This window comes from Umezawaea tangerina, assembly GCF_003002815.1.
In the GTDB taxonomy this organism is placed as follows: domain Bacteria; phylum Actinomycetota; class Actinomycetes; order Mycobacteriales; family Pseudonocardiaceae; genus Umezawaea; species Umezawaea tangerina.
In genome coordinates this window covers 469131-494464 of record NZ_PVTF01000001.1, presented here as the reverse complement: position 1 = coordinate 494464, position 25334 = coordinate 469131, and the positions used below count along the sequence as shown (strand labels likewise).

The window sequence follows — 25334 nt, the reverse complement described above, 5'->3', positions numbered from 1 at the left end:
GTCCGAGACCTTGCTGTGACGCGGCACACGGTCTACAAATGGAGGTGCGGACTTCGGGTCGGCCAGGGGCGAAGCAGAAGATAAGCGACGTCCACCCCGGCAGATCTCCGTGCACGGACCTCGAGCACCCACGCGCAGCACGCCGCGGGAGGCTTGCCGTCAAGGGCCTGCGTACCGGGACGCTGGACGCCGAGGCCAGGTTGATACGGCACGAGTTGCACGCTTGGTAACTCGAAGGCCCGTGCTGGTGGCGGAGCCCCCTCACGAGAGTGCGGGGGCTCCGCCCTTTTCCGTCTGGGCACCCCTTTTCCGCCGAGCGGTATTCCCCCGGACCTGGCACGATCCCCGGCCGTTGACCGCCTCCCGTGACGTGGGTAACTTGCGAAGATGCCCGCACAGCGGTGAAAAACACGCCTGGGGAGGCCCTGTGTACCAGGTCGCTCGTCCGTTAGCGGTTGTCGCGCTGGTCACGGCCGTGGTGGGTGCGCCGTTGACCGCGTCGGCCCAACCGGATTCCACGTCGGCGCGGAACATCACCACCATGGTCCGGCGGATGTCCTTGGAGGACAAGGTCGGCCAGCTGTTCGTCACCTACCTCAACGGCCAGTCACCCGACGAGGTGAACCCCGCCAACCGGACGAACTTCGGCGTGGACACCCCGGCCCAGGTGGTCGCCAAGTTCCACCCCGGTGGCGTCATCTACTTCAACAACTCCACCCGCGACAACATCGACACCCCGCAGCAGGTCGCCACCCTGTCCAACGGCCTGCAGCGGGCCGCGATGTCGTCCGGTCTGCACATCCCGCTGGCGATCTCGACCGACCAGGAGATGGGGATCGTCACCCGGATCGGCGCGCCCGCGACCCAGTTCCCCGGCAACATGGCGCTCGGCGCGGGCCGGTCGACGGCGGACGCGGAGAAGGCCGCCACCATCACCGCGAACGAGCTGCGCGCGATGGGGATCACCCAGGACTTCGCGCCGGACGCGGACGTGAACTCGAACCCGGCGAACCCGGTCATCGGGGTCCGCTCCTACTCCAGCGACCCCGCGCTGGCCTCCGACATGGTCGCCGCGCAGGTCCGCGGGTACCAGCAGCGGTACCTGGCCAAGGGCGCGGTGTCGGCCACGGCGAAGCACTTCCCCGGTCACGGCGACACGTCCGAGGACAGCCACACGAGCCTGCCGGTCGTCGACCGGACCGTCGAGCAGTGGCGGAAGCTGGACGCGCCGCCGTTCCGGGCCGCCATCGCCGCGGGCATCGACTCGATCATGACCGCGCACATCCAGACGCCGCGGATCGACCCGTCCGGCGAGCCCGCGACGCTGTCCGCTCCGGTCGTCACCGGTCTGCTGCGCAACGAGCTGCACTACGACGGGGTCGTCATCACCGACTCGCTGGAGATGGAGGGCGTCCGCCAGCTGCACTCCGACGCGCGGATCCCCGTGCTGGCGCTCAAGGCCGGTGTCGACCAGCTGCTGATGCCGGTGAACCTGCAGGTCGCGGTCAACGGGGTGCTGGACGCCGTGCGCAGCGGCGAGCTGAGCGAGCGCCGGATCGACCAGAGCGTGCTGCGGATCCTGCGGATGAAGCTCCTGCGCGGCATGCTGACCAGCCCCCTGGTCGACGTCGGCGCGATCCCCCGCACCGTCGGCTCCCCCGCGAACCTGGCGACGGCCCAGCGGATCACCGACCGCACCACGACCGTGGTCCGCAACGACGCCAAGGTGCTGCCGCTGGCCAAGAAGCCCGCGTCCGCCTTGGTCACGGGCTGGGGCGAGACGACGACGCGCACGCTCGCCGCCCGGCTGACCGCCCGCGGCACGACCACCACCGCCCTGCCCACCGGCAGCGCCCCGACCGAGGCCCAGATCGTCGCGGCCGAACAGGCGGCGGCCGGTGCCGAGGTCGTCGTCCTGCTGACGAACTCGTTGTCCACCCAGTCCGCCCAGCAGGCGCTCCTGACGAGGCTGCGGGCGACCGGGAAACCGGTCGTCGCGGTGGCCGTGCAGAACCCGTACGACGTCGGCGTCGACAACCCGACCTGGCTGGCCACCTACTCCTACGGCGCCGGGGCGATGGAGTCGCTGGCGAAGGTCGTCTACGGCGAGACCGGCCCCAAGGGCAAGCTGCCGGTCGAGGTGCCGGGACCGACGCGGTACCCGCTCGGCCACGGCGTCACCTGGTGAGGCGCAGGCAGCTCCTCCAGGCGGGCGCACTGGCCGTGCCCGCGCTGGCGCTCACGGGCGGGGAGGCGACGGCGGCCACGAGGGTCGTCACGGGCGCGGAGGTCCTCGCCCAGGACGACTGGCGGCGGCTGCGCGGCAGGCGCGTCGGCATCCTCACCAACCCGACCGGCGTGCTGCCCGACCAGACCCACGTCGTCGACTCCATGGTCGCCGCGGGGCAGCGCCCGCAGGCCGCCTTCGGCCCGGAGCACGGCTTCCGCGGCACGGCACAGGCGGGCGGTTCCGAGGGCGACTACCCCGACCCGCGCACGGGCGTGCCGGTGTACGACGCCTACGGGGCGAACGCGGAGAAGCTCGCCGGGATGTTCCGCAAGGCGCAGGTGGACACCGTGGTGTTCGACATCGCGGACGTCGGCGCGCGGTTCTACACCTACATCTGGTCCATGTACACGGCGATGCAGGCCGCCGCGGCGACCGGCGCGGCGTTCCTCGTGCTGGACCGGCCGAACCCGGTCGGCGGCACGGCGCGCGGCCCGCAGCTCGACCCGGCGTACGCGACCGGGGTCGGCCGCAAGCCGATCGTGCAGCAGCACGGGATGAGCGTCGGCGAGCTGGCCCGGTTCTTCGACGCCGAGTTCCTGCCCTCCGACGGCGGCCGGGTGTCCAGCCTGGACGTCGTGTGGGCCCGCGGCTGGCGGCGCGCGGACCTGGACACCGGGCTGCCGTGGGTGCCGCCCAGCCCGAACATGCCCACCCAGGACACCGCGCTGGTCTACCCCGGCACGTGCCTGTTCGAGGGCACCGCGTTCTCCGAGGGCCGCGGCACGACGCGGCCGTTCGAGACCATCGGCGCCCCGGACGTCGACTGGCGCTGGGCGGAGGGGCTCAACGAGCTGGAGCTGCCCGGCGTGCGGTTCCGGGAGGCGTACTTCACGCCCACGTTCGGCAAGTTCGTCGGCAAGGCCTGCGGCGGGGTGGCCCTGCACCTCACCGACCCGTCCGCCTTCGACGCCATCCGCTCGGCGGTCGCGATGCTCGTGACCGCCCGCGCGCTCTACCCCGCCCTGTTCGCGTGGCGGCCGGACGACTTCATCGACAACCTCAGCGGCTCGGACCGCCTGCGGCGCATGGTCGACGCGGGCGCGGGCGTCGACGACATCGTTGGCGCGTGGGAGCCCGAGCTGACCTCGTTCCGCCGCACCCGACGCCAGTACCTGCACTACCGGTGAGGACTCCGATGCGACTGCCAGCCCTGCTCGTCGCGACCATGCTGACCATGACCACCCTGCCCGTCGCGGCGCACGCCGACCCGTCCACCGGCCGGTTCGACCGGCCGCACACCGGGTTCGCCCCGCCGTGGACGCAGCTGCACCGCGGCGACCCCGGCCTGGACCGGGCGCCGATCGACGCCGCCCTGGACCAGGTCCGCCGCTACACCGAGCCGGACGCCACCGGGCACCCGATGTTCGCAGGCGCGGTGACGCTGCTGGCGCACGACGGTTCCGTCGTCGCGCAGCGGCCGACCGGGTGGGCGGTGCGCTACTCCGACGCCAAGGGCACCGAGCTGCCCGTGGAGCAGCGCGTGCCGATGGCGGACAACACGATCTTCGACCTGGCGTCGATCTCCAAGCTGTTCACCTCGATCGTGGTGATGCAGCAGGTCGAGCGCGGCCGGATCCGGGTCGACCAGCCGGTGTCGCGGTACCTGCCGGAGTTCGGCGTCAACGGCAAGGCCGACATCACCGTCGAGCAGCTGCTGACCCACACCTCCGGTCTGGAGCCGTGGCTGCCGCTGTGGCAGAAGTGGCCGGACGTCCCGTCCCGGATCAAGGCCGTGATGGACGCGACGCCGCAGACCACCCCCGGCACCGCGTACACCTACTCCGACCTGAACCTGATCACGCTGGGCGAGCTCGTCCACCGGGTCAGCGGGTCGCCGCTGGACGAGCTGGTGCGCAAGGGCATCACCGAGCCGCTCGGCCTGCCCGACACCGGCTACAACCCGCCCGCGAGCAAGCTCGACCGGATCGCCGCGACGGAGTTCCAGACGAGCCCGCCGCGCGGCATGGTCCGCGGCCAGGTGCACGACGAGAACGCCTGGTCGCTGGGCGGTGTCGCCGGGCACGCGGGCGTGTTCTCCACGGCGCGCGACCTCGCGGTGCTCGCCCAGACCGTCCTCAACGGCGGCACCTACGACGGGCACCGGATCCTGCGGCCGCAGACCGTGCGGCTGATGCTGACCAACTTCAACACCGAGTTCCCCGAGGACTCGCACGGGCTCGGCTTCGAGCTGGACCAGCGCTGGTACATGGGCGCGCTCAGCTCACCGGCCACCGCGGGCCACACCGGGTACACGGGCACGACTCTGGTGGTCGACCCGCTGTCGCGGTCGATCGCGATCCTGCTGACCAACCGCGTCCACCCCTCGCGCGACTGGGGGACGATCAACCCCGCCCGCCGGGCCGTCGCGGACGGGCTGGCGCGCGCGCTCGCCGTCCGGCCGCAGCAGGGCCGCGACGCGTGGACGCCGACCGCGACGGGGGCGACGCTGACGACCGGCGACCTGCCCGGCGCGCGGAAGGTCTCGTTCGACGCGTTCGTCGACCTCGACGAGGGCGACAGCGCGGTGCTGCAGACCGGGGACGGCACGACGTGGCGCGACGTGAGGACGCTGACCGGCACGGGCACGCGCAAGTGGACCCGCGTGGAGGCCGCGGTCGACGGCAGCCGGGTGCGCTGGGTGTACACGCGCGGCACCGGTTACGGCGGACGCGGTGTGTACGTCGACGGGATCCGGGTCACGGGCGACCGGGGCACCGTCCTCGACGCGGAACGCCACCCGGAGGCGCTCACGGCCGTGGGCTGGCGCCTTGCGGACCGGTGAGCACGGTGTGTCGCAATCGGATGGACAGCCGGTGAGGCAGGGGCGCCATAAGAGTGAGAAATCCTCACAACACGGCCGAGTCACCCCTCGGATCCGTTGACCACGACGGTGACGGTTAGTAAGTTTCCCACGTGTCCAGCCACATTCCCGATTACCTCGACGCCAGCCCCTTGGTCAAGATCCGCTCACTGCTGCCGGGCCTCGCCCGCGCGGAGCAGCGGGTCGCCAAGGTCGTGCTGGAGAACCCGGCCACGGTCGCGCACCGCAGCATCACCGAAGTCGCCGAGGCGGCGGGCACCAGCGAGACGACGGTGACCCGCTTCTGCAAGGCGATCGGCGTCGGCGGCTACCCGGAGCTGCGGATCGCGCTGGCCGCGGACACCGCGCGGACCGCGTCCCGCGTGGACCGCGACCTCGGCAGCGACATCACGCTGACCGACGACCTGCGCCAGGTCGTCGGCAAGGTGGCGTTCGCCGACGCGCGGGCCGTCGAGGAGACCGCCGAGCAGCTCGACGTCGACGCGCTGCGCGAGGTCGTGGCGGCCGTCGCGGGCGCGGGCAGGGTGGACGTCTACGGGTTCGGCGCGAGCGCGTTCGTCGCGTTCGACCTCCAGCAGAAGCTGCACCGGATCGGCCGGGTCTGCTTCGCCTGGAACGACGCGCACATCGCGTTGACGAGCGCGGCGGTGCTGACCGGTGCCGACGTCGCGGTCGGCATCTCGCACACCGGGTCCACCTCGGAGACCGTCGAGGCGCTGCGGGTCGCCAAGGAGCACGGCGCGACCACGGTGGCGCTCACCAACTTCCCGCGCTCGCCCATCAGCGAGGTCGCCGACCACGTGCTCACCACGGCGGCCCGCGAGACGACGTTCCGCTCCGGTGCGATGTCCAGCCGGATCGCCCAGCTCACAGTGGTCGACTGCCTGTTCATCGGCGTTGCCCAGCTGCACGTCGACAGCGCCACCACGGCGCTGGAGGCGACCTACGACGCGGTGTCCGGCCACCGGCTGGGCGAGCGGCCGGACGGCAGACGACGACGGGAGACCGCTAAATGACCTCGTACCGGAACGGTGTGGCGGTGCGCGTGGACTCTCCGACCGAGATGCGGAACCCGCGCACCCTCGACATCGACCGGATGTCCACACTGGACATACTGCGAGCGATCAACCTCGAAGACCACGTGGTGCCCGACGCGGTGGCGGCGGTGCTGCCGGAGGTGGCGCGCGCCGCCGACCTCGCCGTGCTCGCCCTGCGCGCGGGCGGGCGGGTGCACTACGTCGGCGCGGGCACGTCCGGCAGGCTCGCCACGCTCGACGCGGCGGAGCTGGTGCCCACGTTCAACACCCCGCCCGACTGGTTCCTGGCGCACCACGCCGGCGGCCAGGAGGCGCTGGTGCGGGCCTTGGAGAACGTCGAGGACGACGACCTCGGCGGTGCCGCGCAGATCCGCACGCACGCCGCCGCGGGCGACCTCGTCCTGGGCGTCACGGCGTCCGGGCGCACGCCGTTCGTCGTGGGGGCGCTGCGCGAGGCCCGCGCGATGGGCGCGAGCACCGTGCTCGTGTCGAACAACCCGGTCACGCCCTCGCCGTGCGAGGTCGACGTGCTGATCGCGCTGGACACCGGCCCGGAGGCCATCGCGGGCTCGACCAGGATGAAGGCGGGCTCGTCGCAGAAGCTGGTGCTGACGTCGTTCTCGACGGCCGTGATGGTGCGGCTCGGCCGGACCTACTCGAACCTGATGGTCAGCATGCGGGCGACGAACGCGAAGCTGCGCGGCCGGACGGTGCGCATCCTGCGCGAGGCCACCGGGCTGGCCGAGCAGGAGTGCACGGACGCGCTGACCGGCTCGGGCGGCGACCTGAAGGTGGCGCTGGTGCACCTGCTGTCCGGCGTCACGTTCGCGCGGGCCGCCGAGGCGCTGGTGGGCTCGGACGGGCACGTCCGCCAAGCGCTGGTGTCACTGAACGGCCGGTAGCACCGGGCGCCACGGGATCGGCGTGGACAGCACCATGGCGCTGGACGTCTCGCCGTGGCCGCCAAGCCGCACGAGCAGCCGTTCCAGCTCCTGCACCGACGTGGTGACGACCTTGACCACCGAGCAGATGTCCCCGGTCAGCCGGACCACCTCGACCACCTCGGGGCAGTCGTCGAGCAGCTCCGGGTGCACGGTGATGCACCGCGGCCCGTAGCACTTCATCCGCACCAGGGCGACGACCGAGCGCCCCACCGCCGTGGGGTCGACCGCGGCCCGGTAGCCGGTGATCACGCCCGCGTTCTCCAGCCTGCGCACCCGCTGCGCGACCGTCGGCGGCGAGACGTGCACCCGGCGGGCGAGCTCGTTGTAGGACAGCCGCGCGTCCTCCTGGAGGGCCTCCAGCAGGGCCCAGTCCACGGTGTCCAGCTCGATGCTCATGAACGCAAAGCTATCCGCCGAAATGCCTTTCGGCCATGAGAAGTCTCCGTTCCGAAGGGCGGTAACGTGCATTCAGAAATGCCACCCGGCCACGCATGATGACGACATGAGCACCTGCCCGGTCATCCACAACGGCGAAGAGGCCCCCAAGCTCGACTTCGGCGGCACCACGCCGTACGAGGACTACGTGCACGCCTCCGTCCTGCACACGCTGCAGAAGCAGGCCTCCGACGACCCGCGCGAGATGTCGTTCCTGGTCATCACCCAGATCATGGAGCTGTACTTCGGGCTGCTCGTCTTCGAGTGGCGGCAGGCCCAGCGCGAGCTGCGCGCCGACGACCTGCGCGCGGCCGTGCGCACGCTGCGCCGCAGCGACCTGCACATGCAGGGCCTCAACGCGGCGTGGCGGCCGATCGCGCGGATGACGCCGGGCGAGTTCAACTCCTTCCGCGACGCGCTCGGCGAGGGCTCGGGCTTCCAGTCCGGCGTGTACCGCGAGATGGAGTTCCTGCTCGGCGAGAAGTCCCGGTCGATGCTCGTGCCGCACCGCGCCGTGCCCGAGCTGCACGACTCGCTGGAGGCCCAGCTGCACGCGCCGAGCCTCTACGACGACGTGCTGGCCGCGCTGCACCGGCAGGGCCTGCCGATCCCGGCCGAGGTGCTGGCGCGCGACGTGAGCCAGGCCTACGAGGTCAACGCCGACGTCGAGCAGGTGTGGGCGGAGGTCTACCGCGGCGACCACCGCGACCTGCTGGAGCTGGGCGAGGCGCTGACCGACATCGCCGAGGAGTTCGCGCGCTGGCGCTACGACCACCTCCTGGCCACCCGGCGCTCGATGGGTGCCAAGGTGGGGACGGGTGGCTCCGCGGGCGTGGCCTGGCTGGAGAAGCGCACCCGACGGTCGGTGTTCCCCGAGCTGTGGACCGCGAGGAGCTTCGTGTGAACGACCTGGACGACCTGGACGCCGTCGACCCGCTGGCGCACGTGCGCGAGCTGTTCGACCTCGACGACGACGTCGTCTACCTGGACGGCAACTCCCTCGGCGCGCCCCCGAAGGCCGTCGCCGAGCGGATGCGGGACGTCGTGCGGCGGCAGTGGGGGCGCAGGCTCATCCGCGGCTGGTCCGAGGGCTGGTGGGAGGCACCGCAACGGGTCGGCGACCGGATCGGGCGGTTGGTCGGGGCCGCGCCGGGGCAGGTCGTCGTGGGCGACTCGACGAGCGTGAACATCTTCAAGGCGCTGATGGCGGCCGTGCGGGGCACCGACCGGACCGAGATCGTCGTGGACGCGGGCACGTTCCCGACCGACGGCTACATCGCGCGCTCCGTCGCCGAGCTGACCGGGCTGGAGCTGCGGCCCGCGTCACCGGACGCGCTGGAGCCGACCGAGCGGACCGCGGTGGTGCTGCTCAACCACGTCGACTACCGGACCGGCCGGATGCTGGACATGGCCGCGGTGACCGAGCGGGTGCACGCGGTCGGCGCGAAGGCGGTCTGGGACCTCTGCCACAGCGCGGGCGTGCTGCCCATCGAGCTGGACGCGCTCGGCGTCGACCTGGCCGTCGGGTGCTCGTACAAGTTCCTCAACGGCGGTCCCGGCGCGCCCGCGTTCCTCTACGTGCCCACGGCCGCGCAGGCGTCGTTCGAGCAACCGCTGACCGGGTGGACGGGGCACCGCGCGCCGTTCGCGATGGAGGACGACTACATCCCCGACCCCGGTGTCGCACGGGCCCGCTGCGGCACCCCGGACATCCTGTCGATGCTGGCGCTGGACGCCGCGCTCGACGTGTGGGACCACGTGTCGCTGGCCGACGTGCGGGCCAAGGGGCTCAAGCTGACCGACCACTTCCGGTCGCTCGTGCGGGACCTGCCGGGCATCGAGGTGATCACGCCCGCCGACGAGTGGCGCGGCCACCAGGTGTCGCTGCGGCACGCCGACGCCGAGGCCGTGATGGGGAAGCTGATCGCGCGGGACGTCATCGGCGACCACCGGCCGCCCGACGTGCTGCGCTTCGGGTTCGCGCCGCTGTACAACCGGTACTCCGACGCCCGCCGGGCCGCGGAGGCCCTGGCCGAGATCCTCTAGATCACGCTCGGGCCGGGGTCCGGGTTGTCCGCGAGTGGCACATCTCGCTCACGGGCCACCACGGGTGGTGCCGAGGCGTGTACCCAACGTGAACATCACCAAGAAGTCCTCAGTCCTGATCGGTGCCGCCGCGATCGCCCTCAGCGTGGTCGGCGCGAGCGCCGCCAACGCGTCCGCCCCAGCCCCCGAGTGCTCCGCGTCGAACCTGGACGTGGCGGTGGCGGATGGGCACGCGCCGAACTCGGTCGACCAGGCCTACACGTTCCGCCTGGCGGCGAAGCCCGGCATCACGTGCACGCTGAAGGGCTCGTTCGGCTACCTGGCGTTCCACGACGCGGCGGGGAACCGGTTGCCCATCGGCGTGCTCATGCCCGACCCGACCGGCGGCGAGCGAATCGTGCTCTCCCCCGACACGACGAAGTACCTCTACCTCGCGTCGCGGAAGGGCAGCGACAACTTCCCCGTCGCCACCGTGACCTTCACCCTGCCGACGCAGGCGGCCGACCGGACCGTGACGACGGCGTGGCCCTCGCCGCTGACCAGTGAACTGGTGCGCGTCGGGTACGTGAACAACGGCGCCAGCTGATCAGGCGGAGGCGGCGTCCGCGATGCTCGACGCCTCGCGGGCGCCCGCCTCCAGCGCCGAGCAGCAGAACAGGATCCACCGGCCGACGCCTTCCGGCTCGCCGGTGGTGAAGGCGACCAGAGCGGCGTCGTACTCGTCCTGCCGCCGCAGGCACGACACCTCCGGCACGCCGAGCCCCTTCGGGTCCAACCCGGTGGCGATCGACGTGAGCCGGGCCGCGGCCCGCGCCACCACGCCGTTGGCGCTCTCGAACGGGGCCAGCGCCAGCAGTTCGCCGTGCACGATCGACACCAGCAGCGGACCGGGGGCCTTCGTACCACCGGTCAGCAGCCCGGCCAGCAGGTCCAGCCGGTCGGCCACGCCGGGGTCGAGCCGGGGCCTGCCGAGCTCACCGGCGAAGTCCGCCGCGGCCAGCAGGTGCAGCCTCGCCAACGCCTGCGAGGGCGCGCGCTCCCACGTGGGCAGCAGCGTGCCGAGCGCCTCGGCGACCCGCAGCGACCCGGCCAGCACGGGGTCGGTCACCGACCCGTCGTCCGGGATCGCGGTCGACCCGCCCTCGATCGCGGCGGAGGCGCGGGCGGCGCGCACGGACGCCTCGGCTGCGGTGGTCGCCCAGCCGCGCAGGTTCACCCGGTGGCGGTGCACCTGGAAGACGGCGTTCTTGGCGGCGGCGACGGCGTCGGCCACACCGGGCAGGTCCAGCAGCGGAGCCAGCGGATCGGTCACCGCGCGGACATTACCCGTGAGTAAAGTGGCCATCTCGAAATGGCCTGCAATGGCTGTTCATGGATGGCCACTCGCGACCTAGCGTCAGACCCGTGACCACCGACTGGTTCGACCGCCCCGTGCTCACCGGCCCGCACGTCCGGCTGGAGCCGTTGACGCCGGAGCACGCCGAGGGCCTGTTCGAGGCGGGCAAGGACCCCGACATCTGGACGTGGCTCGCCGACCTCCAACCGGGGACCCTCGCCGAGGCGCGGGCGCTCGTGACCAAAGCGCTGGCCGACCCGAACCGGCGGGCATGGGCGCAGGTCGACCCGGCCACCGGCGAGGTCGCGGGCACCACGTCCTACTACGACGTCGACCCCGTCCACCGGGCCGTCTACATCGGACACACCTGGATCGGCCCGCGCTGGCAGCGCACCGGGATGAACACCAACTCGAAGCTGCTGCTCGTCGCGCGGGCGTTCGACGACCTGGGCGCGCTGCGCGTCGGCTGGCACACCGACATGCTCAACAGCCGCTCGCGGGCGGCGATCGAACGGCTCGGCGCGACGTTCGAGGGCACGCTGCGGGCGCACCGCATCCGCCCGGACGGCACCTTGCGCGACACGGCCGTGTACTCGGTGACCGCGCCGGAATGGCCGTCCGTGCGCGCGGGGCTGACCAGCCGAAACTAGTCCGATCAGGGGTGACTCGCGTCACGGACCGGGCCGCTGGGCGCAACGGACGGGTCGTTCACCGGACGAACGGTGGCCTTGACCGATGCGGTCGTTACACAGTGAGCACCGTGTTTCGCCTGCCCCGGATGGTCCGCTACCGCGGATTGGTCTGAACCTTTTGGGCGCGGTGGCCTGTCGATCCGGGCCGACCGGCACTACGGTCAGCACAGCCACTTCGCACGTAGGTCAGGAATGTAGGAGGTCCCGCACCATGACCCAGCCGTCGGACCAGGGCCCGGCCCTGGACAACCTGCACACGGAGAGCCGGACGTTCCCGCCCAGCGCGGAGTTCGCCGCGCAGGCGAACGCGACGTCCGCGCTGTACGACGATGCGAGTGCCGACCGCGAGGCGTTCTGGGCCGCGCAGGCCGACCGGCTGGACTGGGACACCAAGTGGGGCCAGGTCCTCGACTGGTCGGACGCGCCGTTCGCGAAGTGGTTCGTCGGCGGCAAGCTCAACGTCGCCTACAACTGCGTCGACCGGCACGTCGAGTCCGGCCACGGCGACCAGGTCGCGATCCACTGGGTCGGCGAGCCGGGCGACAAGCGCACGATCACCTACAACGACCTCAAGCGCGAGGTCTCCAAGGCCGCGAACGCGCTGGTGTCGCTCGGCCTGGAGACCGGCGACCGGGTCGCGATCTACATGCCGATGGTGCCCGAGGCGATCTTCTCGATCCTCGCCGTCGCCCGGCTCGGCGCCACGCACAGCGTCGTCTTCGCGGGCTTCTCCGCCGAGGCGCTGCGCACCCGCATCGACGACGCGTCGGCCAAGATCGTGATCACCACCGACGGCCAGTACCGGCGCGGCAAGCCCGTGTCGCTCAAGGCCGCGGTCGACGAGGCCGTCGCGCAGACCCCCAGCGTCACCAACGTGCTCGTCGTGCGGCGGACCGAGTCCGAAGTGGACTGGGTCGAGGGCCGCGACGTGTGGTGGCACGACGTCGTGGACGGCCAGTCCGAGGAGCACGCGCCCGAGGCGTTCGACAGCGAGCACCCGCTGTTCATCCTCTACACCTCCGGCACGACCGGGAAGCCGAAGGGCATCCTGCACACGGCCGGCGGGTACCTGACGCAGACCGCGTACACGCACCACAACGTGTTCGACCTCAAGCCGGACACCGACGTGTACTGGTGCACCGCCGACATCGGCTGGGTCACCGGGCACAGCTACATCGTCTACGGCCCGCTGGCCAACCGCGTCACCCAGGTCGTCTACGAGGGCACGCCGAACACCCCGCACGAGGGTCGGCACTGGGAGATCATCCAGGAGTACGGCGTCTCGATCTACTACACGGCGCCCACCCTGATCCGCACGTTCATGAAGTGGGGCGACGACATCCCCGCGAAGTACGACCTGTCCTCGCTGCGCGTCCTGGGCAGCGTCGGCGAGCCGATCAACCCCGAGGCGTGGATCTGGTACCGCGAGCACATCGGCGCGGGCAAGGCGCCGATCGTGGACACCTGGTGGCAGACCGAGACCGGCGCGATCATGATCTCGCCGCTGCCCGGTGTCATCTCGACCAAGCCCGGCTCGGCGCAGCGGCCGCTGCCCGGCATCGGCGCGAAGGTCGTCGACGAGCAGGGTGTCGAGGTCGCGCACGGCGGCGGTGGCTACCTCGTGCTCGACCAGCCGTGGCCGTCGATGCTGCGCGGCATCTGGGGCGACGAGCAGCGGTTCCGCGACACGTACTGGTCGCGGTTCGAGAAGGAGGGCTTCTACTTCGCGGGCGACGGCGCGAAGTACGACGCCGACGGCGACATCTGGCTGCTCGGCCGGGTGGACGACGTGATGAACGTGTCCGGCCACCGCATCTCCACCACCGAGGTCGAGTCCGCCCTGGTCTCGCACCCGACCGTGGCCGAGGCGGCGGTCGTCGGCGCGTCCGACCCGACCACCGGCCAGGGCATCGTGGCGTTCGTGATCCTGCGCGGCGGCGCGGGCGACAGCGCGTCCGGCGCGGAAGCGATCAAGGCGCTGCGCGAGCACGTGGCGAAGGAGATCGGCCCGATCGCGAAGCCGCGGCAGATCATGGTCGTGCCCGAGCTGCCGAAGACCCGCTCCGGCAAGATCATGCGCAGGCTGCTGAAGGACGTGGCGGAAAACCGCCAAGTCGGCGACGTGACCACCCTGGCGGACTCGTCCGTGATGGACTTGATCTCCAGCGGTCTGAAGACCACGACCGAGGACTGACTCTCAGACCGGACCCGTGGGGCCGTCCACGTGACGACCCCACGGGTCCCGTGTCGTGTGCAAGGGATTGGGACGCATGAAGGTGGCGTTGACCGGAGCGACCGGGTTCATCGGGTCGGAGGTGCTCCGGCAGCTGGTCGACCGGCCGGACGTCACACAGGTGACCTGCCTGACCCGGCGGCCGGTGCAGGTCGGGTCGGACAAGGTCCGGTCGGTCGTGCTCGACGACTTCACCAGCTACGACGACCGGGTGCTCGGGCACGACGCCTGCGTCTGGACGCTCGGCAGCCGCTACGCGCCGGGCGGCGACAAGGCCGCCCACGAGCGCCTCACCGTCGACTTCCCCCTGGCCTTCGCCTCCGCGGCGGCCACCGACGACTTCCGGTTCTGCTACGTGAGCGGGTGGGGCACGTCCCCGGACAGCCCCAAGGGCCGCGCGGAGGCCGGGTTGCGCGAGCTCGCCGCGCGGCGCGGCGGGTTCGAGGTCTTCTGCTTCCGGCCTGCCAAGGTCCTCCCCGTCGGGACGAACGCTCTGGTCCGAGCGTTGTACGGCCCGTTGTCGGTGGGTGTGGACGCGCTGGCCAGGGCGATGGTCCAGGCGGCCCTGGACCGGTCGTCCGGCACTCCGGGAATCGTGGAGAACAAGCAGATCAGGGTGCTCGGCCGGTGAGCTAGGGTGGGTTCTGGTGAGCCGGGAAGTCTGGTCGGCAGCAGCATGGTGCTGTCCTCTAGACCTCGGAGTTGATCTGGTGCAGTCCCGCCGTCCGGCCATCGTCACCGATTTCGCCCGCTACCTGCGCACCGAGACCGTCGGCGGCATGGTGCTGCTTGGCGCGACCGCCATCGCCCTGATCTGGGCGAACTCGCCGTTCAGCGGGTCCTACACCGGTTTGCGCGACCTGCACGTCGGTCCGGCCTCGCTGCACTTGGACCTCAGCGTCGGCGACTGGGCCAAGGACGGGCTGCTCGCGGTGTTCTTCTTCGTCGCCGGGCTCGAGCTCAAGCGCGAACTGGTCGTCGGCGAGCTGTCGAAGTTCAAGGCCGCGATCCTGCCGGTGATCGCCGCGGTGGGCGGCATGGTCGTCCCGGCGCTGGTCGCGGTGGGGGTGGCCTGGGGGCAGCCGGGGGTCGAGCGGGCGTGGGCGATCCCGGTCGCGACGGACATCGCGTTCGCGCTGGGCGTGCTGGCGATCACCGCGTCGGGGCTGCCCAGCAGCCTGCGGGTGTTCCTGCTCAGCCTCGCCGTGGTCGACGACCTGGGCGCCATCCTGCTGATCGCGATCCTGTTCACCTCGAAGTTCGACCTCCTCGCGGCGCTCGGCGCGCTGGCGCTGATGGCGCTCTACGCGTACCTCCAGCACAAGCGCGTCCGGACCGCGTGGCTGTACGTGCCGATCGCGGTGGCGACGTGGGCGCTGGTGCACGCCGCGGGCGTGCACGCCACCATCGCCGGTGTCGCGCTCGGCCTGCTGACGCGGGTGCGCAAGGACCCCCGCGAGAAGCACTCGCCCGCCGTCCGGCTCGAACACCGGTTGCAGCCGTACTCGGCGGGGTTCGCGGTGCCGGTGTTCGCGCTGTTCGCCGCGGGCGTGCCGGTGGGCGGTGACGCGCTGGGCCGGCTGTTCACCGACAGGATCGCGCTCGGCGTGATGGCCGGGCTGGTGTTCGGCAAGGTGGTCGGGATCGTCGGGTCGGCGGCGCTCGCGGTGTGGCTGAAGGCCGCGGTGTGGCCCAGCGGCGCGGGGCCGCGGGACGTCCTCGCGGTCGGGATGCTGGGCGGCGTCGGGTTCACCGTGAGCCTGCTGATCGCGGACCTCGCGCTGGACGGAGCGGCCGCCGAGCAGGCGAAGGCGGCCGTCCTGCTGGCGTCGCTGACGGCCTCGTTGTTCGCCGCCGTGCTGCTCGTTCGGCGCAGTCGTGTGCACCAAGCCGACAACGAAGCGCCGTGATCCGCCAGCCGAACGGCTGCGCGTCCCGGTGCATGGCACGATGAGCCGGTGACCAGCGCGAGGGAGAACACCAATGGCAGCCGGGCGACCGACGGCCTGCCGCCAGTCCCGTCGATCCCGCTGAGGGCGGAGAACGCGGCCAGGATCGCGGAGGAGACCTCGCTCGGCGGTTTGGTCCGCGATGCGACGAGCCACCTGTCGACGCTGGTCAGGGCCGAGGTCGAGCTGGCCAAGTCCGAGGTCGTCAAGGAGGTGAAGAAGGGGGTCACCGGCAGCGTCTACTTCATCATCGCCCTGACGGTGCTGCTGTTCAGCCTCTTCTTCCTGTTCCTGACCATCGGCTACGCCCTCTACGACATCTTCGGCTGGCCGCTGTCGCTGTCGTTCCTGACCGTGTTCGTGGCGATGCTGCTCGTCACGGGCCTGTTCGCGTTCCTCGGCTACCGCAAGGTGAAGAAGCTGAAGGCGCCGGAGCGCACGATCGAGTCCGCCAAGGACATCGTCGACACGTTGCGACACCGCGGCGAGACCCGCTAGGCCGGGTCGTGCGCCTGCCTCCTGATCCGTCCACGGTGCGGATCAGTGGTCCGTGGACCCATCGCGACGTCTCCGCCAACGGCATCCGGCTGCACGTCGCCGAGATGGGCGAGGGTCCGCTGGTCCTGCTGCTGCACGGGTTCCCGGAGTTCTGGTGGTCCTGGCGGCACCAGCTCACGTCGCTGGCCGAGGCCGGCTACCGCGCGGTCGCGGTCGACCTGCGCGGCTACGGCGACTCGGACAAGCCTCCGCGCGGCTACGACGGCTGGACGCTCGCCGGTGACGTCGCGGGGCTGGTGAAGGCCCTCGGCGAACGCCGGGCGCACCTGGTCGGGCACGCGTGGGGCGGCCTGCTGGCGTGGACCGTCGGCGCGATGCACCCCCGGCTCGTCCGCTCGGTGTCCGCGATCTCCGCCCCGCACCCGCTGGCGCTGCGCCGCGCGTTCCGCAAGAACCCGCGCACCCAGGGTCGGGCTGCCGGTTACGTGCTCAGGTTCCAGGCCCCGATCCACCCCGAGCGCTGGCTCACCGGCGACCGCGCGGCCAACGTGGGCGGCCTGCTGCGCGCCTGGTCGGGTCCCAAGTGGACCGTGGCGCCGGAGTTCGACGAGGTCGTCCGGCGCAACCGCGAGGCGATGCTGGTGCCCGGCGTGGCGCACAGCGCGCTGGAGTACTACCGCTGGGCGGTCCGCTCGCAGGTCCGCAGCGACGGGCGCCGGTTCATCGAGACCATCGACCGCAGGCTGGAGGTGCCGGTGCTGCAGCTGCACGGCGCGATGGACCCGATCATGCTCGAGACCACCGCCCGGCACTCGTCGTACTGGCTGGGTCCGAACTCCAAGTTCCGCTGCCTGCCGGAGATCGGCCACTTCCCCCACCAGGAAGCCCCGCACACGACCAGCCGGGTCCTGGCGGAGTTCCTGGCCCAGGTCTGACCTCGCGAGACCGCGCCGGAGCAGTCCGACACACCCCTAGCTGGCGCAGCTCTGCGTGGATTCCTTGCGGACCAGGGTCGGCGCCTTCTCCACCTCGGCCTGCACCTCTTGGGCGGTCAGCACGAAACCGGTCTCCTGGTCGTCCACGGCAGCGCCGAACACCACGCCCATCACGCGTCCCTGCGGGTCGACCAGCGGGCCGCCGGAGTTGCCGCTGCGGACCTTCGCCCGGACGGTGTAGACGTCGCGGGTGACCGTCTGGGCGTCGTAGATGTCCGGGCCGCGCAGCATCGGGATGCGCTCGCGGACCCGCGCCTCGGACGCCGTGTACGGCCCGTCCAGCGGGTAGCCCAGCACGATCCCGTCCTGGCCCTGCGGGATCTCGTCGGTGTGGAACTGCAGCGGCGTGGCCTCCAGGTCCGGGACCGCGAGGATCGCGATGTCGGTCTGGGCGTCGTAGAGCACCACGGTGGCGTCGAACTGGCCGCGGCCGACCTCGACGGTCACCTCGCTGGTGCCCGCCACGACGTGCGCGTTCGTCATCACCCGCTCCGGCGCGACCACGAACCCCGTGCCCTCCAGCGCCCGCGAGCACGACGGCGCCCGGCCGCGGACCTTGAGCACGCTGGGCCGCAGCTTCTGCACGATCGGGTTGGCGGCGAGCTCCGGGTTGGGCGGGCCGACGTCCTTGAGGGGCGTGCGGTTGAACGGGTCCATCGCGGCCGGGAAGCCGGACACGTCGAACAGCTTCTGCAGGTCGTCCGACAGCTGCCGGGCGGCGGGCGGCATGGCCTCGTCGACCGTCTTGAGCAGCAGCGACTGGTTGAGCGCCTTGGCCAGCGACGGCAGGCCCGCCACCGAGGTCAGCGGCAGCGCGATCATCCACGCCACGACGAACACCACGGCGCCCTGGACCAGCGCGCCGAGCATGTTGTCGATGCCCCGCAGCGGGGTGGCGTTGATCTTGGGCTTGATCATCCGGCCGATGTAGACGCCGAGCGTCTCACCCAGCGCGACCAGCAGGATCACGATGCCGACCGCGAAGACCACCTTGGTCACCACGTTGTCGAACTGCGCCACCACAAGCGGCGCGAGCTGGGTGCCGAGCACCAGTCCGACGAGGACACCGAGGAAGGCGGGCAGGGCGATGACCATGCCCTGCCGGGCACCGGACACCGCCGCGAACACGGCGAGCGCCAGCACCAGCAGGTCGACCCAGTTCACGCCCACACCCTCCGACAAGCTTCTACGTAGCGCGCAGCGCTAGATCAAGGTCCCGGACGTCGGTCCCGTCCCACGGGCGTTCCCAGCCGCCCAGTGCGATGAGCCCGTTCAGCAGTCCCGCGGTGAAGCCCCACACCAACATGCCCGGTGCGGAGAACGCGGGCCCGACGTAGCCCGAGGGGTGGCTCACGCGGAACCGGTTGGCCGGGTCCGCGAGGTGCGCGATCGGCACCCTGGCCACCGCCGCGGTCTCAGCAAGGTCTACGGGCTCCACCGGACATGGTTCATGCCAATGTGCCAGCACGGGCGTGACGAGGAAACGGGACACCGGTACGTGCAGCACCGGGAGCACCACGACGGGGCGCACCCCCTCGGGCAGCACACCGGTCTCCTCGCGGGCCTCACGCAGGGCCGTGTCGACCGGTCCGCCGTCGGTCGGGTCGGCCGCGCCGCCGGGGAAGGCGACCTGGCCGGGGTGCGAGCCGAGGGTGTCCGCGCGGCGGAGCAGCAGCACGTCAGGGCCGTCCTGGCCCTCGCCGAGGAGGATGAGCACGGCCGCCGACCGCGTCTTCCCGGTCATCGGGACGTTCACCCCGGAGAACGTGGAGGCGTCGATCGTGGAGGCCGCCTTCACCAGGGTGGCCATCCACTCCGGCACGTCGGCCGGGTCGCTCAGCGCGGTCATCCGACGACCTCGCGGACCTGTTCCGGGGACGAGAAGACGAGCGGGGATGTTACCTGGATCACTGGACCACCCGCCTTGACCACGAAGCTCGCGGGCAGCGTCGGAGGGGCTTTGAGCACCTTGCGGAGCGCGTCCTGCTCGTCGTGCAGCGACGGCAGGTGGACGCCCAGCCTGGCGAGCAGCTCCAGGCCGTCGGACTCCCCGCTCTGCACCTGCACGGCCACCACGGGGACCGCGCCGGGCTGCTGGGAGTAGCCGTCGAGCACCCTGAGCTCCTCCTGGCACGGTTGACACCAGGTCGCCCAGAAGTTGATGAGCGCCGGGCCGCCTCCGACGGTGGTGGCGGCGTCTATGGACGCGCCATCCCCCAGGCAGGTTGCCACGATCCCCCGAAGGGGTTGCGGGCCCTCGGTGCCCGCCCGCGGGCACGGGCGCAGCGCGGCGAGGTCGCGGGAGGCGCCGAGGTCCTGGCTGGGCCTGGCCGCCCTGGCGGGCTCGCCCTGCGGCGAGCCGTCCGGACGCGGCCAGATAGCGACCACGCCCGCCACCACGAGCACCAGCACGACCAGCGCCCACCTCGTCGCGGGCCTCACCCGAGCTTCTCCCCCGCCCGGACGCGCTCGGCCAGCTCCAGCAGGTGCGGCGCCTCGTCGCCCTTGACCAGCTTCGCGGCCGCCACGGGGTCGGTCTCGCCGACGCCGTAGGAGGGGCACTGCGGGGCGAGCAGGCAGGCGCCGCAGGCGGGCTTGCGGGCGTGGCAGACGCGGCGGCCGTGGAAGATCACCCGGTGGTTGAGGATCGTCCAGTCCTTGCGCTCGATCAGCGCGCCGATCGCGTGCTCGACCTTGACCGGGTCCTCCTCGGTCGTCCAGCCCCAGCGGCGGACCAGGCGGCCGAAGTGCGTGTCCACGGTGATCCCCGGCACGCCGAAGGCGTCGCCGAGCACCACGTTCGCGGTCTTGCGGCCCACGCCCGGCAGCGTGACCAGGTCGACCAGCCTGCCGGGCACCTCGCCGCCGTAGCGCTCGACCAGTGCGGCGCCCAGGCCCAGCAGGGAGGTCGCCTTGCTCCGGTAGAAGCCGGTCGGGCGGATCAGCTCCTCGAGCTCGGCGCGGTCGGCGGACGCGTAGTCCTCGGCGGTCCGGTAGCGCTTGAACAGGGCCGGGGTGACCCTGTTGACGCCCTTGTCCGTGCTCTGCGCGGACAGCACGACGGCGACGAGCAGCTCCAGCGGTGTGTCGAAGTCCAGCTCGCAATGGGCGTCCGGATAGCCTTCGGCGAGCACTCGGACCATCCGGCGGGCCCGGCGGACGAGACCCAGTCTGGTCTCCGGCTTGGCCGCGGGTGTTTGGCGAAACGTCGCGGGGGGCACGGAACCAATGTACGGGCGTGCGCGTCCTGGTACGTCAGAGGCTCGACACGCTGGAGGGACCCCCTCTTGAGCGACCGAAATTACGATGCGCAAGGATCGGAGCCATCATGACTGCCTGGTTCGTCATCGCCGTTCCGATCGTCATCATGTTCTTCGCGCTCTTCATGGAGCGCGTGGAAGCTCGTCTGCGGCACGTGGCCGTGCAGGAGGACGAGGTCGAGGAGTTCTTGGAGCAGGCGCGTCCGGACGAGGTCCGCGCGCTCTACGGGCACGGCATCGGCCGCGCGCTGGAGCTGTTCCGGCTGCGGCGGCTCGGCGGTCGTGCCAGGAACCTGCGTCAGCGGCGCACCCGCCGCTAGCAGGCCCGCACCGACCAGGTCCACGGAGAAACCCTTCGTGGGCCTTTCCGGGCTGTCTGGGGTTCGACCGGGGTGAGCTGTCTCCACTTGGGACGGCGAGCCGGAAGGCGATCCACGGCTCAAGCCTTAGACTGCACCCAGTGATCGACGGCACGGCGCTTGTTCCGCCAAAAGGTGGAGGGCGCTCGACCATGCCGTCGTGTCTCGACAGGAGGGGACGAGGTGGACGAGACCCTTGCCCGCGCGGGCATTTTCCAGGGGGTTGAACCGGCTGCAGCGGAGGCACTGGCGCAGACGCTGGAGTCCGTTGAATTCCCGCGTGGCCACGTGATCTTCGCGGAAGGTGAACCGGGCGACCGGCTGTACATCATCCAGTCGGGCAAGGTGAAGATCGGCCGGAAGTCCCCGGACGGTCGCGAGAACCTGCTCGGGATCTTCGGACCGTCGGACATGTTCGGCGAGCTGTCGATCTTCGATCCCGGCCCGCGCACGTCCACGGCCACCACGGTGACCGAGGTCCGTGCGGTGAGCATGGACCGGCCCGCGCTGCGGACGTGGATCACGAACCGGCCGGAGATCGCGGAGCAGCTGCTCAGGGCACTGGCCCGGAGGCTGCGCCGGACGAACTCCATGCTGGCCGACCTGATCTTCACCGACGTGCCCGGTCGAGTCGCGAAGGCACTGCTGCAGCTCGCGCAGCGCTTCGGCAGCCAGGAGGCGGGCCTGCTCAGGGTCACGCACGACCTGACGCAGGAGGAGATCGCCCAGTTCGTCGGCGCCTCGCGGGAGACCGTGAACAAGGCGCTGGCCGACTTCGCCCACCGCGGCTGGCTGCGGCTGGAGGGCAAGAGCGTGCTGATCCTGGACCCCGAGCGACTGGCTCGCCGGGCCCGCTAGCGCAGGACAACACAAAGGGACCGGGCGCCGCCCCCGACGCGGCGCACCGGTCCCTTTCTGCTGCGCGATCCATCCCCCGACGAACCGCGCTTCTCCTGCCCGGCGTGCAGGCCCCGACCCTCATCGCCGGCAGGAGGTCCGAAGACCTGGTGGGTGTGGTTACCCAGCCCGGTCCGCGTCGAAACCACCTGCGTGGACCTTCGCCGACCGGCGGGTTCCGGTTCACGTGACCCGCGGGTCAACGATCGCACGGCGACTCCCCGGTCTTTCAAGACCCGTCACCCTGAAAGACGTCCTGTTCAGCCGTTTTGTTGCCAACTTTCACCCGGACATCCCATTGTTGTGACCGAATCGCAACGGGCGTCTCAACCGGTGACCAACCGCACCGGCAAATAACTGGCACGGGCGTACCACAGTGCGGCACACTGGTACGCATGTCCCACTCCGCCCGTCTCGCCGACTACCGCGCTGCCCTGACCACCCCCGGAATGCGCGGCCCCGTCATCGCGGCCGTGCTCGCCCGCCTCCCGATCGCCATGGTCGGGCTGTCGCTGCTGCTCTACGTGCAGCGCACGACCGGGTCGTTCGCGATCGCGGGGCTGGTGTCGGCGGGGTCGCTGGTCGGGGTCGCAGTGGGCGCGGTCGTGCAAGGCAGGCTGATGGACCGCTTCGGCCCCACCCGTCCGCTGCTGGCCGTGATCGCGCTGTTCGCCGTGTTCGTGGCGGTGTCGATCACGGCCGTCGAGGCGCACGCACCGGTCGCCGTGCTGCTGCCGCTCGCCTTCGGCGTCGGGTTCACCGAGCCCATGGTCGGCTCGGCGTCGCGGGCGCTGTGGAGCCGGATGGTGCCGCCGGGCTCGACCCGCCTTGCGGGCTACGCCTACGAGGCGATCAGCATGGAGGTGTTCTTCATCCTCGGCCCCGGCCTGTCCGGGATCCTGGTCGCCGCCCCGTGGGCGGGCACCGGTGTGGTCGTCGGCGCGGTCTGCATGGTCGTCGGCGGCACCTGGTTCGCGCTCAACCCCACCGTGCGCGGCGTCCGGCCCGCCGCGGTCACCGGCCGCAAGCTGCTCGGCGCGCTGGCCAGCCCCGGCATGCGGACCGTCGCGCTGGCGGCGCTCGGCTTCGGCGTGACGATCGGGTTCATCGAGGTCGCGGTGCCCGCGGCAGCGGCGAACGCCGGTCACGTCAGCCTCGGCGGACTGCTGCTCAGCGCGTGGTCGATCAGCTCGGTGGTGTTCGGCGTGCTGTACGCGATGCGGCCGTTCCCGAAGTCGATGCACCTGCGGCTGCCCGCGCTGCTCGGCGGGTTCGGCGCGCTGTCGCTGCTGCTGGCCGTCCCGACGTCGCTGTTCTGGCTCGGCGCCGCGATGCTGGTGGTCGGCACGATGGTGACGCCGCAGGCCACCACGCACTCGGCCGCGATCGAGCAGGTCGCGCCGAAGGGGACGGCCACGGAGGCGTTCGGCTGGGTCGTGACCGCGGTGACCGTCGGTCTCGCCATCGGCCAGTCGATCAGCGGCTACCTCGTCGAGCACGTCGGCACCCCGGTGGCGTTCCTCGCCGCGGGCGGGTCGGGGCTGTTCGTCGCCGCGCTGGTGTGGCTGTTCCGCGGCACGGTCGCCGCGGGTGTGCCCGCCGAGGTGCCCGCGGTGCGGCGCGAGGAGATGGACCTCGCCTCGCGCTAGTCGCACGGTCGCCAGTCGCCAGTCGCTAGTCCAGGAAGACGTCCAGGCGTTCGAACACGCTGCGCGCGGCCATGACCTCGTCGGGTTCCTCGATGAACGTGGCCGCGTGCACGTGTTCGAGGTAGACCACCGACGGCCCCTCGGCCATGTGGAACAGCGTGCACGGGTGCCCGATGCCGGGGTAGGCGCCCTTCGCGAACGGGATCCGCCGCACGGTGATGCCCGGCGGCGGGCTCGGCATGGCGCCCTCGCTGGTGAAGACCGTGCACCGGGTCAGGTCGTCGACGTGCAGGGTCGGCACGGCGTGCGGGCTCAGCACGTCCACCCGCTCCGCGGTCCGGCCCAGCAGCGTCAGCACGGACTCCGCCTCCGGGCCCCAGTCGCACTCCAGGTACAGGTCGCGGGCGCGCACCGCCTCGCCGATCAGCACGTCCCGCAGCTTGCGCTCGATGCGCAGCGCGTGGAAGTAGGCGTGCAGGTCCGGCATCCACACCGGGGTGACCCCGTCCTCCAGCCGCTGGACCCGCGCGGCCACGATGTCCAACCGCGTCGCCACGGCCTCGACCGACATCCCGGTCGCCTCCCGCAGGTCGCGGAGCTTGCCACCCAGGACCCTGCCGCGCAGGGTGGGCATCGGCACCGGTTCGCTCATCACGCCCCTACGCTAACCGCACCCCCGCTGACCTCGCACGACCAGAAATTGTCGGACCCCGTCGCTAGGTTCGGCGCATGGACCTCACCGCCACCACCTCGGACCTCGCCTCGGCCGCCGCCGAGGTCGCCCGGCTGCTCCCGACGAGGGTGCTCGACCCGGTGCTGGCGGGCCTCGTGCTGCGGGCCGGGCCGTCGGGGGTGGAGCTGTCGGGGAGCGACCGGGAGCGGGCCGTCCGGCTCAGCCGGAAGGCGACCGTGCACGGCGAGGGGGCCGTGCTGGTGCCCGCGAAGCCGCTGGCGGAGACGCTGCGCACGTTGGAGGATCCGCAGGTCAGGCTGGTCGTGGAGGGGTCGCGGCTGGCGGTGCGGACCTCGAACGCGCGGTTCGCGTTGCCGTTGCTGGACCTCGGGGCGCATCCGGGGGTTCCCGCGCTGCCGCCTCTGGTGGGGCGGTTGCCCGCGGGGGTGCTGGCGGCCGCCGTCCTGCCCGTGTCCGGTGCCGCGTCGCGGGACGACGCGCTGCCGGTGTTCACCGGGATCCGGATCCACGCGGCGGGCGAGCGGCTGGAGCTGATCGCCACGGACCGGTACCGGATGGCCTTCGCGACCCTGCCATGGGACCCGATGGGGCCGCTGGACGTGCTGGTTCCGGCCGGGTTGCTGGCCGACGTGGTCCGGCAGCCGGGCGCCGCGGACCAGGTGGCGGTGCACGCCGACGAAGACCTGTTCGGGCTGTCGTGGGCCGGTGGATCGGTCTCCACCGCTCTGCTCGCGGCGCCCTTTCCCGACGATCGAGTGCGGAAACTCCTGGAGGCGGTCATCGACAGCACGGTTCTCGTGGACGCGGACGCGTTGGCCGGGGCGGTGCGGCGGGCCACGCCGTACTCGGGGCCGCACGGGTCGGTGACGATCCAGGTGGACGACAGCGAGGTGCGGGTGCGGGGCAGCGACCCGCAGAGCGGGGAGTCCGAGGAGTCGGTGAAGGCGACCGTGGACGGGAACCGGCTGACGAAGTCGTTCCAGGCCCGGTACCTGGCGGACGCGTTGAAGGCGTTCAGCGGGAGGAGGGTGGAGCTGAGGATCCAGGAGGGGTTGAGGTCGACCGTGCTCACGTCTGGGGTGGAGGGGGACGGGGTGGAGTTGACGTACTTGGTGGTGCCGTTGAGGACGGTGGCTTAGGGGGTGGGGCACCCCGGTCGCCGAGTGTTCTATGCCCACTCCTGCTTGTCAAGACGGTGG

Annotated in this window: 25 protein-coding genes; 18 read left to right on the top strand and 7 right to left on the bottom strand. The window is 71.6% G+C overall.

All coding sequences use genetic code 11. The features are described from left to right. Window positions 1-553: 553 nt before the first annotated feature. The 5 genes from CLV43_RS02360 (at window position 554) to CLV43_RS02340 (ending at window position 7050) form a co-directional block, all read left to right on the top strand. Window positions 554-2188 carry a glycoside hydrolase family 3 protein gene (locus tag CLV43_RS02360; RefSeq protein WP_245886075.1) on the top strand — a complete coding sequence of 545 codons (1635 nt, stop codon included), beginning with the start codon at window positions 554-556 and terminating at the stop codon, window positions 2186-2188. Then, on the top strand, window positions 2185-3417 hold the full coding sequence (locus tag CLV43_RS02355; protein WP_425445715.1) for an exo-beta-N-acetylmuramidase NamZ family protein: 1233 nt from the start codon (window positions 2185-2187) through the stop codon (window positions 3415-3417). The genes CLV43_RS02360 and CLV43_RS02355 overlap by 4 nt, the downstream gene beginning before the upstream one ends. 8 nt (window positions 3418-3425) lie before the next feature. Further along, complete coding sequence (locus CLV43_RS02350) at window positions 3426-5072, top strand: serine hydrolase domain-containing protein (RefSeq protein WP_106185266.1); 1647 nt, start codon at window positions 3426-3428, stop codon at window positions 5070-5072. A gap of 131 nt (window positions 5073-5203) precedes the next feature. Further along, entirely contained in the window at window positions 5204-6127 is a 924-nt protein-coding gene (locus CLV43_RS02345; RefSeq protein ID WP_245886074.1) for a MurR/RpiR family transcriptional regulator, read from the top strand. Next, window positions 6124-7050, top strand: coding sequence for an N-acetylmuramic acid 6-phosphate etherase (locus CLV43_RS02340; protein ID WP_106185265.1), 927 nt, complete (start codon window positions 6124-6126; stop codon window positions 7048-7050). The genes CLV43_RS02345 and CLV43_RS02340 overlap by 4 nt, the downstream gene beginning before the upstream one ends. Here the strand turns inward: CLV43_RS02340 and CLV43_RS02335 are convergent. Further along, a complete protein-coding gene (locus CLV43_RS02335; RefSeq protein ID WP_483887663.1) occupies window positions 7033-7560 on the bottom strand; it encodes an Lrp/AsnC family transcriptional regulator in 528 nt (175 codons plus the stop codon). The two genes, CLV43_RS02340 and CLV43_RS02335, sit on opposite strands and share 18 nt — an antisense overlap. A gap of 34 nt (window positions 7561-7594) precedes the next feature. On the opposite strand from CLV43_RS02335, the gene CLV43_RS02330 reads away from it, so the two are divergent. From CLV43_RS02330 to CLV43_RS02320, 3 genes are all read left to right on the top strand, one after another. Then, window positions 7595-8431, top strand: coding sequence for a tryptophan 2,3-dioxygenase (locus CLV43_RS02330; RefSeq protein ID WP_106185264.1), 837 nt, complete (start codon window positions 7595-7597; stop codon window positions 8429-8431). Continuing rightward, window positions 8428-9573 (top strand): kynureninase, encoded by a 1146-nt coding sequence (gene kynU / locus CLV43_RS02325; protein ID WP_245886073.1) that lies wholly within the window; start codon window positions 8428-8430, stop codon window positions 9571-9573. Before CLV43_RS02330 ends, kynU begins: the two co-directional genes overlap by 4 nt. Before the next feature lie 88 nt (window positions 9574-9661). Next, window positions 9662-10159 (top strand): hypothetical protein, encoded by a 498-nt coding sequence (locus CLV43_RS02320; protein ID WP_106185263.1) that lies wholly within the window; start codon window positions 9662-9664, stop codon window positions 10157-10159. On the opposite strand, the gene CLV43_RS02315 is transcribed toward CLV43_RS02320, so the two are convergent. Further along, complete coding sequence (locus tag CLV43_RS02315; RefSeq protein WP_106185262.1) at window positions 10160-10885, bottom strand: Fic family protein; 726 nt, start codon at window positions 10883-10885, stop codon at window positions 10160-10162. A 92-nt stretch (window positions 10886-10977) separates the two neighbouring features. Between CLV43_RS02315 and CLV43_RS02310 the strand changes: the two genes are divergently transcribed. From CLV43_RS02310 to CLV43_RS02285, 6 genes are all read left to right on the top strand, one after another. Then, window positions 10978-11559, top strand: a complete 582-nt coding sequence (locus tag CLV43_RS02310) for a GNAT family N-acetyltransferase (protein ID WP_245886072.1) — start codon at window positions 10978-10980, stop codon at window positions 11557-11559. A gap of 253 nt (window positions 11560-11812) precedes the next feature. Next, complete coding sequence (gene acs, locus CLV43_RS02305; RefSeq protein WP_106185260.1) at window positions 11813-13795, top strand: acetate--CoA ligase; 1983 nt, start codon at window positions 11813-11815, stop codon at window positions 13793-13795. Between the two features lie 76 nt (window positions 13796-13871). After that, window positions 13872-14465, top strand: a complete 594-nt coding sequence (locus CLV43_RS02300) for an NAD(P)H-binding protein (RefSeq protein WP_106185259.1) — start codon at window positions 13872-13874, stop codon at window positions 14463-14465. Window positions 14466-14541: 76 nt separating this feature from the next. Beyond that, window positions 14542-15744, top strand: a complete 1203-nt coding sequence (gene nhaA, locus CLV43_RS02295; protein WP_106185926.1) for a Na+/H+ antiporter NhaA — start codon at window positions 14542-14544, stop codon at window positions 15742-15744. Window positions 15745-15792: 48 nt separating this feature from the next. After that, window positions 15793-16281 carry a phage holin family protein gene (locus CLV43_RS02290; RefSeq protein ID WP_106185258.1) on the top strand — a complete coding sequence of 163 codons (489 nt, stop codon included), beginning with the start codon at window positions 15793-15795 and terminating at the stop codon, window positions 16279-16281. Window positions 16282-16289: 8 nt separating this feature from the next. Beyond that, a complete protein-coding gene (locus tag CLV43_RS02285) occupies window positions 16290-17216 on the top strand; it encodes an alpha/beta fold hydrolase (RefSeq protein WP_245886071.1) in 927 nt (308 codons plus the stop codon). A 36-nt stretch (window positions 17217-17252) separates the two neighbouring features. On the opposite strand, the gene CLV43_RS02280 is transcribed toward CLV43_RS02285, so the two are convergent. From CLV43_RS02280 to nth, 4 genes are read right to left on the bottom strand one after another with little or no spacing between them, the layout of a single operon-like run. Further along, window positions 17253-18440, bottom strand: a complete 1188-nt coding sequence (locus tag CLV43_RS02280; RefSeq protein WP_106185924.1) for a MarP family serine protease — start codon at window positions 18438-18440, stop codon at window positions 17253-17255. A 22-nt stretch (window positions 18441-18462) separates the two neighbouring features. Next, window positions 18463-19125 carry an NUDIX hydrolase gene (locus tag CLV43_RS02275; RefSeq protein WP_106185257.1) on the bottom strand — a complete coding sequence of 221 codons (663 nt, stop codon included), beginning with the start codon at window positions 19123-19125 and terminating at the stop codon, window positions 18463-18465. After that, a complete protein-coding gene (locus CLV43_RS02270) occupies window positions 19122-19718 on the bottom strand; it encodes a TlpA disulfide reductase family protein (RefSeq protein ID WP_106185256.1) in 597 nt (198 codons plus the stop codon). Before CLV43_RS02270 ends, CLV43_RS02275 begins: the two co-directional genes overlap by 4 nt. Next, on the bottom strand, window positions 19715-20419 hold the full coding sequence (gene nth, locus CLV43_RS02265) for an endonuclease III (protein ID WP_106185255.1): 705 nt from the start codon (window positions 20417-20419) through the stop codon (window positions 19715-19717). The genes CLV43_RS02270 and nth overlap by 4 nt, the downstream gene beginning before the upstream one ends. A gap of 185 nt (window positions 20420-20604) precedes the next feature. On the opposite strand from nth, the gene CLV43_RS02260 reads away from it, so the two are divergent. From CLV43_RS02260 to CLV43_RS02250, 3 genes are all read left to right on the top strand, one after another. Next, window positions 20605-20856 (top strand): hypothetical protein, encoded by a 252-nt coding sequence (locus tag CLV43_RS02260; RefSeq protein WP_106185254.1) that lies wholly within the window; start codon window positions 20605-20607, stop codon window positions 20854-20856. 222 nt (window positions 20857-21078) lie between these two features. Continuing rightward, window positions 21079-21753, top strand: coding sequence for a Crp/Fnr family transcriptional regulator (locus tag CLV43_RS02255; RefSeq protein ID WP_106185253.1), 675 nt, complete (start codon window positions 21079-21081; stop codon window positions 21751-21753). Between the two features lie 434 nt (window positions 21754-22187). After that, window positions 22188-23441 carry an MFS transporter gene (locus CLV43_RS02250; RefSeq protein WP_106185252.1) on the top strand — a complete coding sequence of 418 codons (1254 nt, stop codon included), beginning with the start codon at window positions 22188-22190 and terminating at the stop codon, window positions 23439-23441. 25 nt (window positions 23442-23466) lie between these two features. Here CLV43_RS02250 and CLV43_RS02245 read toward each other — a convergent pair whose 3' ends face one another. Then, entirely contained in the window at window positions 23467-24093 is a 627-nt protein-coding gene (locus tag CLV43_RS02245) for a Scr1 family TA system antitoxin-like transcriptional regulator (RefSeq protein WP_106185251.1), read from the bottom strand. 77 nt (window positions 24094-24170) lie between these two features. Here CLV43_RS02245 and dnaN point away from each other — a divergent pair, with 77 nt between their 5' ends. Continuing rightward, window positions 24171-25274, top strand: coding sequence for a DNA polymerase III subunit beta (gene dnaN / locus CLV43_RS02240; protein WP_106185250.1), 1104 nt, complete (start codon window positions 24171-24173; stop codon window positions 25272-25274). The last annotated feature ends 60 nt before the right edge of the window (window positions 25275-25334 follow it).

Coding starts and splice junctions, on each gene's coding strand:
- CLV43_RS02360 (WP_245886075.1), top strand. CDS start 554: ATGTCCTTGGAGGACAAGGTCGGCCAGCTGTTCGTCACCTACCTCAAC.
- CLV43_RS02350 (WP_106185266.1), top strand. CDS start 3,426: ATGCGACTGCCAGCCCTGCTCGTCGCGACCATGCTGACCATGACCACC.
- CLV43_RS02340 (WP_106185265.1), top strand. CDS start 6,124: ATGACCTCGTACCGGAACGGTGTGGCGGTGCGCGTGGACTCTCCGACC.
- CLV43_RS02335 (WP_483887663.1), bottom strand. CDS start 7,560: ATGCACGTTACCGCCCTTCGGAACGGAGACTTCTCATGGCCGAAAGGC.
- CLV43_RS02330 (WP_106185264.1), top strand. CDS start 7,595: ATGAGCACCTGCCCGGTCATCCACAACGGCGAAGAGGCCCCCAAGCTC.
- acs (WP_106185260.1), top strand. CDS start 11,813: ATGACCCAGCCGTCGGACCAGGGCCCGGCCCTGGACAACCTGCACACG.
- CLV43_RS02300 (WP_106185259.1), top strand. CDS start 13,872: ATGAAGGTGGCGTTGACCGGAGCGACCGGGTTCATCGGGTCGGAGGTG.
- CLV43_RS02275 (WP_106185257.1), bottom strand. CDS start 19,125: ATGACCGCGCTGAGCGACCCGGCCGACGTGCCGGAGTGGATGGCCACC.
- nth (WP_106185255.1), bottom strand. CDS start 20,419: ATGGTCCGAGTGCTCGCCGAAGGCTATCCGGACGCCCATTGCGAGCTG.
- CLV43_RS02260 (WP_106185254.1), top strand. CDS start 20,605: ATGACTGCCTGGTTCGTCATCGCCGTTCCGATCGTCATCATGTTCTTC.
- CLV43_RS02250 (WP_106185252.1), top strand. CDS start 22,188: ATGTCCCACTCCGCCCGTCTCGCCGACTACCGCGCTGCCCTGACCACC.
- CLV43_RS02245 (WP_106185251.1), bottom strand. CDS start 24,093: ATGAGCGAACCGGTGCCGATGCCCACCCTGCGCGGCAGGGTCCTGGGT.
- dnaN (WP_106185250.1), top strand. CDS start 24,171: ATGGACCTCACCGCCACCACCTCGGACCTCGCCTCGGCCGCCGCCGAG.